This is a genomic window from Methylobacterium tardum, from assembly GCF_023546765.1.
GTDB lineage: Bacteria > Pseudomonadota > Alphaproteobacteria > Rhizobiales > Beijerinckiaceae > Methylobacterium > Methylobacterium tardum.
On the sequence record NZ_CP097484.1, the window covers coordinates 5,147,743 to 5,159,606 of the forward strand.

The 11,864-nt window shown below is 71.5% G+C and carries 14 protein-coding genes; 8 read left to right on the forward strand and 6 right to left on the reverse strand.

Annotated elements, in window-relative coordinates; genetic code table 11:
* Window positions 1-155: 155 nt before the first annotated feature.
* The 6 genes from M6G65_RS24615 (at window position 156) to M6G65_RS24640 (ending at window position 6,384) form a co-directional block, all read left to right on the forward strand.
* Window positions 156-869, forward strand: coding sequence for a Crp/Fnr family transcriptional regulator (locus M6G65_RS24615; RefSeq protein WP_308445194.1), 714 nt, complete (start codon window positions 156-158; stop codon window positions 867-869).
* The gene (locus M6G65_RS24620; RefSeq protein WP_238195869.1) at window positions 869-1,126 is read left to right on the forward strand and encodes a DUF6894 family protein; all 258 of its coding nucleotides are present in this window, start codon (window positions 869-871) and stop codon (window positions 1,124-1,126) included. Before M6G65_RS24615 ends, M6G65_RS24620 begins: the two co-directional genes overlap by 1 nt.
* 135 nt (window positions 1,127-1,261) lie before the next feature.
* Entirely contained in the window at window positions 1,262-2,242 is a 981-nt protein-coding gene (locus M6G65_RS24625; protein WP_250103011.1) for a hydroxyacid dehydrogenase, read from the forward strand.
* Between the two features lie 19 nt (window positions 2,243-2,261).
* A complete protein-coding gene (locus M6G65_RS24630; protein WP_238195871.1) occupies window positions 2,262-3,035 on the forward strand; it encodes a LamB/YcsF family protein in 774 nt (257 codons plus the stop codon).
* A gap of 425 nt (window positions 3,036-3,460) precedes the next feature.
* The gene (locus M6G65_RS24635; protein WP_250103012.1) at window positions 3,461-5,806 is read left to right on the forward strand and encodes an Orn/Lys/Arg family decarboxylase; all 2,346 of its coding nucleotides are present in this window, start codon (window positions 3,461-3,463) and stop codon (window positions 5,804-5,806) included.
* Window positions 5,806-6,384, forward strand: coding sequence for a GNAT family N-acetyltransferase (locus tag M6G65_RS24640; RefSeq protein WP_238195873.1), 579 nt, complete (start codon window positions 5,806-5,808; stop codon window positions 6,382-6,384). Before M6G65_RS24635 ends, M6G65_RS24640 begins: the two co-directional genes overlap by 1 nt.
* Before the next feature lie 145 nt (window positions 6,385-6,529).
* Here the strand turns inward: M6G65_RS24640 and M6G65_RS24645 are convergent, their stop codons facing one another.
* From M6G65_RS24645 to M6G65_RS24655, 3 genes are read right to left on the reverse strand one after another with little or no spacing between them, the layout of a single operon-like run.
* Window positions 6,530-7,102 (reverse strand): YceI family protein, encoded by a 573-nt coding sequence (locus M6G65_RS24645; RefSeq protein ID WP_238195874.1) that lies wholly within the window; start codon window positions 7,100-7,102, stop codon window positions 6,530-6,532.
* Window positions 7,099-7,707: a cytochrome b gene (locus M6G65_RS24650; protein ID WP_238195875.1), complete on the reverse strand. Its 609-nt coding sequence runs from the start codon at window positions 7,705-7,707 to the stop codon at window positions 7,099-7,101. Before M6G65_RS24650 ends, M6G65_RS24645 begins: the two co-directional genes overlap by 4 nt.
* Before the next feature lie 11 nt (window positions 7,708-7,718).
* Window positions 7,719-8,333: a YceI family protein gene (locus M6G65_RS24655; RefSeq protein ID WP_250103013.1), complete on the reverse strand. Its 615-nt coding sequence runs from the start codon at window positions 8,331-8,333 to the stop codon at window positions 7,719-7,721.
* Between the two features lie 101 nt (window positions 8,334-8,434).
* Between M6G65_RS24655 and M6G65_RS24660 the strand changes: the two genes are divergently transcribed.
* Together M6G65_RS24660 and M6G65_RS24665 are read left to right on the forward strand one after the other, a co-directional pair.
* Entirely contained in the window at window positions 8,435-9,391 is a 957-nt protein-coding gene (locus M6G65_RS24660) for a LysR family transcriptional regulator (protein ID WP_238195877.1), read from the forward strand.
* A 176-nt stretch (window positions 9,392-9,567) separates the two neighbouring features.
* Window positions 9,568-9,930, forward strand: coding sequence for a cupredoxin domain-containing protein (locus M6G65_RS24665; RefSeq protein ID WP_192710669.1), 363 nt, complete (start codon window positions 9,568-9,570; stop codon window positions 9,928-9,930).
* 34 nt (window positions 9,931-9,964) lie between these two features.
* On the opposite strand, the gene M6G65_RS24670 is transcribed toward M6G65_RS24665, so the two are convergent.
* From M6G65_RS24670 to M6G65_RS24680, 3 genes are all read right to left on the reverse strand, one after another.
* Window positions 9,965-10,504: a hypothetical protein gene (locus tag M6G65_RS24670; RefSeq protein ID WP_238195878.1), complete on the reverse strand. Its 540-nt coding sequence runs from the start codon at window positions 10,502-10,504 to the stop codon at window positions 9,965-9,967.
* 267 nt (window positions 10,505-10,771) lie between these two features.
* Entirely contained in the window at window positions 10,772-10,978 is a 207-nt protein-coding gene (locus M6G65_RS24675) for a hypothetical protein (protein WP_238195879.1), read from the reverse strand.
* Between the two features lie 63 nt (window positions 10,979-11,041).
* Window positions 11,042-11,776, reverse strand: coding sequence for a spermidine synthase (locus tag M6G65_RS24680; RefSeq protein WP_238195880.1), 735 nt, complete (start codon window positions 11,774-11,776; stop codon window positions 11,042-11,044).
* Between the last annotated feature and the right edge of the window lie 88 nt (window positions 11,777-11,864).

An 11,864-nucleotide genomic window follows, 5' to 3' on the forward strand; every position in this document is an offset into this window, starting at 1 on the left:
ATGGTGCGATAATGAACCTTAAACGAGGATGATTTCGGGATAGAGACAAATTATAACGTCGGTTAGTTTCATCCGAATGCGTTCGCTCTATCCTGATCGCTGACGGCCACAGGCCGGGGATACGGCCGGGCCCGTCCTTCCGATTCAGAGGACCCGTGGACCACACGGTACAGCGCGACACGCGCAACCAGCTCTTGCAGGCGATGCGGGCCGAGGATCTCGCCGCGCTCCGGCCGCATCTGCGCTACGCGGACCTGCCGCTCGGGGAGCCGCTGATCCGGAGCCACCGGCCGGTCGAGGACCTGTATTTCCCGGACAGCGGCGTCGTCTCGATCACCGCCGAGGCCAGCCAGGGCCGGGTCGAGGTCGGCATGACCGGCCGGGAGGGGCTGATCGGGGCCGTGCCGGTCCTGCTCGGCTCCGACCGCGTGGCGAGCGACTGCTTCATCCAGATCCCGGGCGCGGCGTGGCGCATCCCGGCCGCCGCCCTGTCGGCGGCGGCCGAAGCCAGCCCAAGCCTGCGCCGCCTGCTCCTGCGCTACGTGCAGACCGAGCTCGTGCAGGCGCGGCACACGGCCTACGTCAACGCGACCTTCACGCTCGAGCCCCGCCTCGCGCGCTGGCTGCTGATGTGCCACGACCGCGTCGACGGGGACGACCTGCCGCTCAAGCACGAGTTCCTGTCGGTGATGCTCGGCGTGCAGCGCTCGGGCGTCACGCTGGCGCTGCAGGCCCTGGAGGGCGGCGGCGGCATCCGCGGCCGGCGGGGCCGCGTCCAGATCCTGGACCGGGAGCCGCTCAGGCAGGTGGCGGATGCCAGCTACGGGGCGGCGGAAGCGGAATACGCGCGGCTGATCGTGGGCGCCTGATGGGTCGATACTTCTTCAATCTCCACTACGGGGCCGGCACCGGCCGGATCGCCATCGACAAGGAGGGCAGCGTCCTGCCGGACGCCGCGGCGGCGCGGGCCTACGCGCTGCAGGCGGCCCGAGACCTGGTCCGCTGCGGCCGCTCGGACGCCGAGCGGGACTGGTTCGCCTGCGCGTTCGAGATCGTCGACGCGGCCGGCGAGCCGGTCCTGACGGTGCCGTTCAGCGAGACCGTCCCGGACGCGGCGGACGCATAGGGCATTCTCCCGTCGGCGCCTGCGCGGGCGGGGACCGATGGGTCCGCCCGTTGTCAGGATGGCGCGCTGCGCCTAGACGATCCCCGCGCTGGACTTGCGTTCCGCCACCGCTTTCCCATCAGGGGCTGCCCTTCCGTGATCACCGGTCCGTGCCTCATCGTCCAGCCGATCCACGCGGCGGGCCTCGACCGGCTGCGCGCGGCCGGGCTGGAGCCGCGCCCGGCCAGCGGCACCGACGCCGAGACCCTGGCGCGCGAGGTCGCCGGCTGCGTCGCCGTCATCACCCGCAACACCGGCTTCCCGGCCGGCGCCATCGCGGCGGCGCCGGACCTGCGGGTGATCGGCGTCCACGGGACCGGCACCGACCACGTCGCCAAGGCGGCGGCGACCGAGGCCGGGATCGTGGTGGTCAACACGCCGGGCGCCAACGCCGTCTCGGTGGCCGAGCAGACGCTGGCGCTGATCTTCGCCCTGGCCAAGGCCCTGCCCGGCGCCGACCGCTCGGTCCGGGCCGGCGACGACAGCTTCAAGTTCACCACCCGCCTCGCCGAGCTCGCCGGGCTGACGCTCGGTCTCGTCGGCTTCGGGGCGATCGGGCAGGCGACCGCGCGGCTCGGCGCCGCCCTGGGCCTGCGGGTGCTGGCCTACGGACCGAGCCGCCCCGACGCCGATTTCGCCAATGCCGGCGCGGTGCGGGCCGCCTCGATCGACGCGCTCCTCGCTGAGGCCGACATCGTCTCGCTGCACGTGCCGCTGACCCCGGAGACACGCGGCCTGATCGGCCGGGCGCAGCTCGCCCGGATGAAGCGGGACGCGTTCCTGATCAACACCAGCCGCGGCGGCCTGATCGACGAGGCGGCCCTGATCGAGGCGCTGGAGGCCGGCACGATCGCGGGCGCCGGGCTCGACGTGTTCGCGCAGGAGCCCCTGCCCGCCGACCATCCCCTCGCCCGCCAGGCGCGGGCGATCCTGACGCCCCATGTCGGCGGCTCCACCGAGGCGGCACTGATCCGCACCGCCGAGACTGCGGCGGGCCGGGTGGTCGACGTCCTCGCCGGCCGGCGACCCGCCGGGCTGGTCAACCCGGATGTCTGGCCGCACCGGCGCGCCCTGTGACGCCGCCCGGAGCCCCGCGATGATCGTCGACCTGAACTGCGACATGGGCGAGGGCTTCGGCGTCTACCGCCTGGGCGACGATGCCGAGATGCTGACCATCGCCACCTCGGCCAACATCGCCTGCGGCTTCCACGCCGGCGACCCGCTCGTCATGCACGAGACCCTGCGGCGCGCCGCCGCGAACGGCGTCCAGGCCGGAGCGCATCCGGGCTTCCTCGATCTCTGGGGCTTCGGCCGGCGCCCGATCCACGGCGAGCGGCCGGCGGATGTCGAGAAGGCCGTGCTCTACCAAGTCGGCGCCCTGCTGGCGCTGGCGCAGGATGCGGGCTGCCCGGTGCGGCACGTGAAGACCCACGGGGCGCTCGGCAACATCGCCAACGAGGACGCCGATCTCGCCCTGGCGGTGGCCCGGGCGATCCGGACGCTGGACCGCGACCTGATCTTCGTGGTGATGCCCGGCCTGGAGACCGAGCGCGCCGGCGAGCGGCTAGGCCTGCCCCTGGTCCGCGAGGTCTACGCCGACCGGGCTTACGCGGATAACGGCAACCTCGTCTCGCGCAAGCTGCCCGGGGCGGTGCTGCATGCGCCCGACGCGGTGGCCGAGCGCGTCGTGCGGATGCTCGGCGACGGGGCGATCACCTGCGCGTCCGGCGCGCGGATCCCGACCCGGATCGACAGCGTCTGCGTCCACGGCGACACGCCGGGCGCCGTGGCGATGGCCGCGCGGCTGCGCGACGCGCTCGCCGCACAGGGCATCGCGCTCAGGCCCATGGCCGCGGTGATCGGCGCCTGAGGGGAAGCGATCGCGTCCTCCGGAGCCCCGCGACCGAAGCCGCATCACCACCGTCAAACCGGGCCCGCGCAGCGGAGCCCGGACCCGGAGGGATTCGCCTGCGGCGCCCCGGAAAGACAGTGAGGACCATCAGCCAGGCGTATCCCGATCGTGGCAGAGGAAATGTCCGACGCGCGTGACCTTTAGCCGGCGCAGCTGAGGGGACCCCACGCGCCATCCTCCGGCTGCGTTGCCGAGCCCAGGCGCGCGACGTCAGCAGCCCGCGCGGCGACGCTTCCGCAATCGCGGCCGCGCCGAAGCCGGCCGATGCGCATCCGGATCACGACCTTTCGTCCCGGGCCGGCCGCCACCACGGTCGCGTGTCATGCAATCGTCGCAGACGGGCCGGAAAGCCACGCGCTGCATCCGAGGCCAGAGAGGGCTCCATGGACTTCCACCGCCGCTTCACGGTCCTGATGTGCGCCCCGGCCTTCGACCCGGACGATCTCGAGGGCGCGCGCGTCAACCAGATCGTGGCGGCCGTGGAGCAGCGCGGCTTCGAGGTGGTGCGCGCCCGGCGCGTCGAGGACGCGGCCATCGCGGTCCAGACCGACGCGGCGGTCGGCTGCCTCGTGGTCGACTGGGGCAAGCGCGGCCTCGACGGCAAGGCCGCCGCCCTCATCGACATGATGCGCCGGCGCGGCCTGGAGATGCCGATCGTCATCATGGTCCGCCGCAAGCGGCTGGAGGACATCCCGGTCGAGCTCCTCGACTTCATCGACGGCTACATCTTCCTCGCCGAGGAGACGCCCGAATTCATCGCCCGCGGCCTCGTCAGCCGGGTCACGCAATACGCCGAGACCCTCAAGACGCCGTTCTTCGGCGCGCTGGTCGACTACGCCGAGAAGGGCAACCAGCTCTGGACCTGCCCGGGCCACAACGGCGGCATCTTCTACAACCGCTCGCCGATCGGCCGGATCTTCGCCGAGCATCTGGGCGAGGCGATCTTCCGCGACGACCTCGACAACTCGGTCCTCGACCTCGGCGACCTGCTGACCCACGAGGGCCCGGCGCTGAAGGCCCAGAAGGAGGCCGCCAAGATCTTCGGGGCGGAGAAGACCTACTTCGTCCTCAACGGCACCTCGGCCTCCAACAAGATCGTCCTGTCCTCCCTGGTGGCGGAGGACGACCTCGTCCTGTTCGACCGCAACAACCACAAGGCGGCCCACCACGGCGCCCTGTTCCTGGGCGGCGGCATCCCGATCTTCCTGGAGACCGACCGCAACGCCTACGGGCTGATCGGGCCGATCTTCCACGAGGCCCTGGACGAGACCCGGATCCGGGAGAAGATCCGCCGCAACCCGCTGGTGACCGACCCGGAGGCGTGGCGCCGGGAGCGGCCGTTCCGCGTCGCGGTGATCGAGCAGTGCACCTACGACGGCACGATCTACGACGCCCAGGAGGTCCTGGAGAAGATCGGCCACCTCTGCGACTACATCCTGTTCGACGAGGCCTGGGCGGGCTTCATGAAGTTCCACCCGCTCTACGCGCGGCGCTTCGCCATGGGGCTGACCGGGCTCGACGAGACCTCGCCCGGCATCGTCGCCACGCAATCAACCCACAAGCAGCTCGCGAGCTTCAGTCAGGCCTCGCAGATCCACACCCGGGACGGGCATATCCGCGGCCAGACCCGGCGGGTCGAGCACAAGCGGCTCAACGAGAGCTTTCTGGTCCACGCCTCCACGTCACCCTTCTATCCCCTGTTCGCCTCCCTCGACGTCGGCGCCCAGATGATGAAGGGGCGCTCCGGCATGATCCTGTGGGACGACACGATCCGGCTCGGGATCGAGTGGCGCAAGAAGGTCCGGGCGATCCGGCGCGAGTTCGAGGAGAACGAGCGCGACCCGGCGCGGCGCTGGTTCTTCGACCCCTTCGTGCCGGACGTGACGGTGAACGCCGACGGCGCCGAGGTGCCGTGGGAGAGCGTGCCGACCGACGAGCTCGCCGCCACGCCGCGCCACTGGGAGCTGAAGCCGGGCGCGCGCTGGCACGGCTTCAGCCACGTGGCGCCGGGCTACGCCATCACCGACCCGAACAAGCTCACCGTGCTGACCCCCGGCTTCGACCGCCACACGGGCGCCTACGCCCAGCACGGCGTGCCGGCGCCGATCGTGGCCCAGTACCTGCGTGAGAACCGGATCGTCGCCGAGAAGAACGACCTGAACTCGCTGCTCTTCCTGCTGACCCCGGGGGTCGAATCCTCCAAGGCCGGCACGCTGATCTCGGGCCTCGTCGCCTTCAAGCGGCTCCACGACGACAACGTCGCGCTGGAGGAGGCCATGCCGGAATTCGTCAACCGCCGGCCGAACCGCTACCGCGGCGTGCGCCTGCGCGACCTCTGCAACGAGCTCCACGCCTTCCACCGGGAGGCCGGCACCTCGACGCTGCAACGGCGGCAATTCGCCCCCGAGCACCTGCCCGAGATGGTGATCCCGCCCAAGCGCGCCGCCCAGCTGCTGACCCGCAACAAGGTCGATTACGTGCCGATCGCCGAGGCCGAGGGGCGGATCGCCACCACGCTGATGCTGGTCTACCCGCCGGGCATCGGCACGGTGCTGCCGGGCGAGCGCCTGGACGAGCGGGCCAAGCCCATGCTCGATTATTTCAAGATGTTCGAGGCCTCCGCCAACCTGTTCCCGGGCTTCGAGGCCGAGATCCAGGGCGTCTACCGCGAGGTCGACCCGGATGGGCGGATCCGCTTCCACACCTACGTGGCGCGAGAGGGGGCCTGATGGAGATCGAGGTCGAGACGCCCGGCCTAATCCCGGCCCGTGCCTGCCCCGACATCGTCATCCGCGCCTCCTCGGACGCCGATGTCGAGGCGATGGTGGCGATCTACGAGCACCACATCAGCCGGGGCGTCAGCGATGTCGGCGTCGGCGAGGAGGACCGGCTGCTCCCCGACGACCTGAAGCGGCGGCGCAAGACCATGCGCAAGAAGCGCCTGCCGCACCTCGTGGCCGAGCGGGACGGCGCGGTGGCGGGCTACGCCTACGCGGTGCCGTTCCGGAAGCGGCCGGCCTACCGCTACACGCTCAAGCACTCGATCTACGTGCATCCCGACCATCTCCATGCCGGGATCGGCCGGCGGCTGCTGCCGGCCCTGATCGAGGCCTGCGCGGCGGGCGGCTACCGCCAGATGATCGGCTACATCGACGCCGAGAACGCGGCCTCCCTGCGGCTCCACGAAGCCTGCGGGTTCGAGCGGGTCGGCTACCTGCGGGCGGTGGGCTTCAAGTACGGCCACTGGTCGGACAGCGTCATGGTCCAGCGGGCGCTGGGGACGGGGTCGGAGGACCGGCCGGGGTAGCGGGCCGGGACCAGGCGGCCTCCGACGGCGCGTCCCGACGCGCGGCCGTCGTTGCGAGCGGAGCGAAGCAATCCAGCAGCGCCGGGCTCCCCGAAGTCGCGTTGCCCTGGGTCGCTTCGCCGCGCTCGCGATGACGGGGCCGGTCTCAGTGGCCGGCCGCCGGCTGCGCCGTCGCGACGATGTCGATTTCGACCCCGACGTCGAGCGCCACCCACTGGCCCGAGGCCCAGGCCCCCTGCCCGACGCCGAACTCGGTGCGGACGAGGCCGACGCGCCCCACGGCGTGCGCCGCCTCTCCGTCGCGGGTCAGGTGGAACGGCAGCGTCACGGGCCGGCTCGTGCCGCGGATCGTCAGCGTCCCGACCGCCGCGTAGTCGCCCTGCCCCTTGTCGACGAAGCGGGTCGCCTCGAAGCGCGCCTCGCTCCCCGCCTTGACGTCGAACCAGTCCTTCTGCGGCAGGGCTTGGTCGCGCTGGACGTCCCCGGTCCGCGCGCTGGCGAGGTCGACCAGCACGACCGCGTGCCCCGCCTCGGGCTTGGCGGGGTCGAAATCGACCGTGGCCTTGAACCGCTCGAACCGTCCGGTGAACGGCACGCCGACCTGAACACCGGAGAACCGGATCGCGCTCTTGGCCGGATCCACCGCCCACTCGGCGGCGGCGGCCGGCAGGGTGGCGGCCTGGAGAGCCGCGAGCAGGCAGAGGTGACGCGCGTTCATCGGGTCGGCTCCACGGTCGGGGAAGCGGTCAAGGTCCGGCGCCCCGGCAGCATGCGGCGCAGCACGTCGTCGCGCAGGAGGAGGTGGTGGCGCAGGGCCGCCGCCACGTGAACGGCGAGCAAAGCCGCCAGGAACCACGCCCCCAGGGCGTGGAGCCGCTTGAGGAGACCCTCGGCGGCGCCCGGGTCGGGGACGAGGTCCGCCAGCGGCAGGTGCGGCCAGGGCACGAGCCCGTACAGCACCGTCGGGATGTTGAACGGCGACAGCGACACCACGGCCCAGCCGGTGAGCGGCAGCCCGACGAGGAGCAGGTACAGGAGGTGATGGGCCGCCGCGGCGGCCCGGCGCTCCCGCGCCGGCATCCCGGCCGGGTGCGGCGGCGGCCGGTGGGTCAGGCGCCAGAGGACGCGCAGGGCCGTCAGCGCCAGCACGGTGATCCCGACGGACTTGTGCCACTGGTAGAGCTGGAACTGGCGCAGCGGCGCCAACCCCGCATGAGTCATGGTCAGGCCGAGGCCGATCAGGACGAGCACGCCCAGCGCGCTCGCCCAGTGCAGCAGGATCGCCACGGCGGAGTACCGCCGCGCGGAAACTCCTCTCGCCATGGCGGATCCTCTCAGGTCAGGTCCTGCTTCTCGAAGGCGCCCGCGATGGTGAGGTGCAGCTCGTCGCCGATCAGCGGCACGTAGGTCTTCACGCCGAACTCGGAGCGCTTGAGCGTGCCGGTGGCCTCGAAGCCGACCGTGTATTTCTTGCTCAGCGGGTTCACGCCCGCGCCGACCAGGGTGACGTCGAGCGTCACCGGCTTGGTCACGCCGTGGAGCGTCAGGTCACCCGTCACCTTCGCGTGGTCCTTGCCGGCGGGCGCGACCTTGGTGGACACGAAGGTCATGTCGGGGAACTTGGCGGCGTCGAGCCACTGGTCGCCCTTGAGCTCGTCGGTGAGCTTGGCGCTGGTGGTCGTCACCGAGGCGACCGGGATCTTCACCGACAGCTTGGCGGCGGCCGGGTTCTTCGGCTGCAGCTCCAGCGTGCCGGACACGTCCGAGAAGCCGCCCGCGTAGTTCGAGAAGCCCATATGGGAGACCCGCCAGCCGACCTGGGTGTGGCCGGGATCGACCGCGTAGGTTCCGGCCTGGATCTGCGCGGGGTCGCGGGTCGGCGGGGTCTGGGCCAGCACCGGGGTGGCGACCAGCAGGGCCAGAAGGCCGGAGGCGAGAATCGACTTCAAGGGTGTCTCCTGCAGAGCAGACGGTCGAGCGCGATTCGTTGCGCCGCAGCAGCCGTGTAGCCCCGTTCACGGCCCCGGTTGAGCCTGCTATCCGGAACCCCATGGTTGCGAGAACGGAAACCTTCCGGGGCGGGCTGGACGATGTGCGGGCCTTCTGCACGGTGGTCGATCTCGGCACGGTCACGGCCGCGGCGGCCAGCCTGCGCGAGACCAAAGGCAGCGTCAGCCGGCGGATCTCCCGGCTGGAGCGGGCGCTCGGTGCCCGGCTGATGGCGCGGACCTCACGGGCGGTCTCGCCGACGGCCGAGGGACTGGCCTTCTACGCCAAGGCCCAGGAGAGCCTGACGCTCCTCGACGAGGCGGCCGAGACCGCGCGCGACGCCCGCACGGTGCCGGCCGGGCATCTGCGATTCACCACCTCGATCGATTTCGGGATCGAAGTGATGCCCGAGATCGTCGCGAGCTTCCGGGACGCCTACCCGCAGATCACCGTGGAGATGCTGAACACCGACGCGCGCCTCGACCTCGCAGCCAACCGGATCGACCTCGCCCTGCGGCTCGGCGGCGCCGAGGAGACCGGCTACCGCGCGCTGGTCCTGGCGACCCTGGCGGTCGGCCTCTACGCCGCCCCCGCCTACCTCGCGCGCCGCCCGGCCCCGGCCGATCTCGCCGGCCTGCGCGACCACGACCTGATCCTCGCGCGCGAGCGGTTCGGCACGGCGGGGCTGCCCCTCTCCGACGGGCAGGGCCGCACGGAGCCGCTCTCCGTGAGCCCAGCGATCCGGGTCAGCGACTTCGCCAGCGCGCACCGCCTGACCCTGGCGGGCGCCGGGATCGGTCATCTGCCGACCCTGGTCGCCGCCCGGGCGGTGGAATCGGGCGCGCTCGTGCGTGTCCTGGCGCCCTGGGCGACCCGCGGGGCGGCGCTGCGGGCCGTGACCCTGGCGGGACGCGAGCTGCCGGCCCGGGTCAACGTGTTCCGGGAGCATGTGCGCGCGGCGCTCGCCGCCCGCGATTGCCGCCGTGAACACTCTGATCCTGTAAACGAATACAGTTAAACAGATTAGTATTTCAATATACGTCGCGAGCAGCCCGTGAGATCGCTAAAATTTTATCGCGTCGCGTATCGGGATGTTGAGGGGTGCCGGGCAGGATGCAGGGCAGCGGATCCCGGACCGCTCGACGATCGACCCCTCCGTCCCGGGACGCCTCGGATTTCGCGCGGACACCCGTCATGCCCCTTTGCAGCAGGTGCCTGCGCCCCACGCTCATCATCGGGACACTCGCGCTGGCCGCTTCGGGCTACGCCGGCGGGTCGGCCTGGGCGATGCTTTCGGACACGGTCCGGATCGTCCTGCAGAAGGGGCGCCATTACACGCCGACCGACCTCTACCTGCGCCGCGGCGACACGATCACCCTGCGCAACGGCGACGAGAGCCTGACCCATCATGCCTTCATCGAGGCGGACCGGTTCTCGTTCGATGCCGGCGACCAGGAGCCCGGCACCGAGACGCGCCTGACGCTCAAGGAGCCCGGCGATTTCGTGATCCAGTGCGGCATTCACCCGAAGATGAAGCTGACCATCCACGTCGATTAGGCGCCCCGGTTTTGGCGACCGAGGCCGACTGTGGTCAGCTGTCGCGGCCGAAGCCGAGGCCGCGGATGATGTCGCCGATCGGGTCGATCCGCGTGGCCGAATCCGGCGCGGCCTGCGCGGGGCGGGCGGCCGGCGGCGCGATGGCAGCCCGATCGACCTGAGCGGTCCGGGCGTGACGCAGGCGGGCCACGCGGCGCACCGCGCGCTCGGATCCGCGGACACGATGGACGACAGACGCCTTGGGAAGCGACTCGGCCGAATTCGCCATCTCGCGCGGGAGCGGCAGGGCCGGCGCGGCAACCGGCGGGGTCACCGCAGCCAATTGCGGAGCCGGGACGGCGGACGGGAGCGCGCTCGGGGCCTCAGCGGCGCGCCGGATCGCGCCGGTCGTCTCGGGCCCGGCGATCCGGGCCGGCGGATCGGTCCAGGCAACCGGAGCCGCGACCGGAGCAGAGATCGGACGCGCTGGGCGCGTCTGCACCTCGTAATTGCTCGGATGCAGAGTATGCGCCGCCACAACCAGCCCGAATACGGCAATGGCGGTGGTCGCCAGGGTGGAGCGATAGTGTTCCATGGCGGGAAAAACGAACCGCCAAGCTCCTGGTTCCGCGTGATCCAGGCCGAATCTGCGGAAACAAAAAAGGCCACTCCCGAAGGAGCGGCCCGAAGTCTAGGGAGGAAACGCCCAAGAAGGGCAGCGGGAGGGCGACGCCATCGCCATCCCGCACTGCACAGATAGGATAGTGCATTGCGGCAGGCAATGGCCCGGCGGTCCGGAAGGTATGCATAAGCGACGCGATCGCACCGCATCTGTATGCGCGAAAAGCATGGAACGACGCGTCTAGGTCTCGCCCGACTGTCCATCATGGCCGATCATGCGCTCGACCTCGGCCAGCGCCACGGCGCGGGCGGCATGCTCGGACGCGTGCGGACGGTACGAACCCCGCACCAGCTTGCCCCGGTCGCGGATCGCCCAGGTGAAACGGCCCGGATCATGCCGGCTCGGCCTGACCTCGACCGTGTAGAGATGCCCGCCATTCGCACCCATCCGTAGAATGTGCGGAACATCGCGGTGCCGGCCTAGGGGGTGCGACCGTGAGCGGCACCGATCCTAGACGGACCGGGCCGCCCGCGGCTGATTGGAGCGTGGACGAACGGTCTCGGCGGGCCCGTCGGTCCGGGTCCCGAGCCAGACCACGTGCTTGGGCCCGCTGCCGCGACCGCTGGCATGGACCCGCTGCTCGTCGACCGCGAAGCCGGAACGCTGCATCCGGCTCTTGAACTTCCGGTCCGGCGCGCCCGACCAGACGCCCAGGATGCCGCCCGGCCGGAGCGCCCACCGGGCGCGCTTGAGCCCCCAATTGTCGTAGAGCCGGTCGTTCGACCGGCGCATCAGCCCCTCCGGGCCGTTGTCGACATCGAGGAGGATCGCGTCGTAGCGCTCCGGCCCCGCCTGGATCAGGCGGTTCACGTCGGCTTCCTGCAGGTCGACGCGCGGGTCGTCCAGGCAGCCGGCAAAGACGTGCGCCAGCGGGCCGCGGGCCCAGGCGATCACGGCCGGCACCAGCTCGGCCACCACGACCCGCGCGTCCGGACCGAGATTCTCGAGCGCCGCCCGCAGGGTGAAGCCCATCCCGAGGCCGCCGATCAGGATCCGGGCCCGGGGCCGATCCTTGAGCCGCGCGCAGGTCAGCGCCGCGAGCGCGACCTCGGAGCCGCTGCGGCGGTTGTTCATCAGCTCGATCGTGTCGGCGAGGATCGCGAACTCGTCGCCGCGCCGCATCAGGCGCAGATCCGTGCCGCCGCCGGGCACCGACCCGGTATCGAGATGAACCCAGGGTATCACGGGAGCCGTCCTCGGTTGGTGACAGGGCCGCCCGTCCGGGACGGGCAGCAGGGTCGGTCGCGGCCCGCGGAGCGGCGCCGAGTGCGGC

What these genes read in the sequence shown, in the direction of transcription:
- M6G65_RS24620 (WP_238195869.1), top strand. Translation starts at nt 869, where the DNA reads ATGGGTCGATACTTCTTCAATCTCCACTACGGGGCCGGCACCGGCCGG.
- M6G65_RS24675 (WP_238195879.1), bottom strand. Translation starts at nt 10,978, where the DNA reads ATGGGTGCGAATGGCGGGCATCTCTACACGGTCGAGGTCAGGCCGAGC.
- M6G65_RS24645 (WP_238195874.1), bottom strand. Translation starts at nt 7,102, where the DNA reads ATGAACGCGCGTCACCTCTGCCTGCTCGCGGCTCTCCAGGCCGCCACC.
- M6G65_RS24670 (WP_238195878.1), bottom strand. Translation starts at nt 10,504, where the DNA reads ATGGAACACTATCGCTCCACCCTGGCGACCACCGCCATTGCCGTATTC.
- M6G65_RS24635 (WP_250103012.1), top strand. Translation starts at nt 3,461, where the DNA reads ATGGACTTCCACCGCCGCTTCACGGTCCTGATGTGCGCCCCGGCCTTC.
- M6G65_RS24640 (WP_238195873.1), top strand. Translation starts at nt 5,806, where the DNA reads ATGGAGATCGAGGTCGAGACGCCCGGCCTAATCCCGGCCCGTGCCTGC.
- M6G65_RS24660 (WP_238195877.1), top strand. Translation starts at nt 8,435, where the DNA reads ATGGTTGCGAGAACGGAAACCTTCCGGGGCGGGCTGGACGATGTGCGG.
- M6G65_RS24650 (WP_238195875.1), bottom strand. Translation starts at nt 7,707, where the DNA reads ATGGCGAGAGGAGTTTCCGCGCGGCGGTACTCCGCCGTGGCGATCCTG.
- M6G65_RS24630 (WP_238195871.1), top strand. Translation starts at nt 2,262, where the DNA reads ATGATCGTCGACCTGAACTGCGACATGGGCGAGGGCTTCGGCGTCTAC.
- M6G65_RS24665 (WP_192710669.1), top strand. Translation starts at nt 9,568, where the DNA reads ATGCCCCTTTGCAGCAGGTGCCTGCGCCCCACGCTCATCATCGGGACA.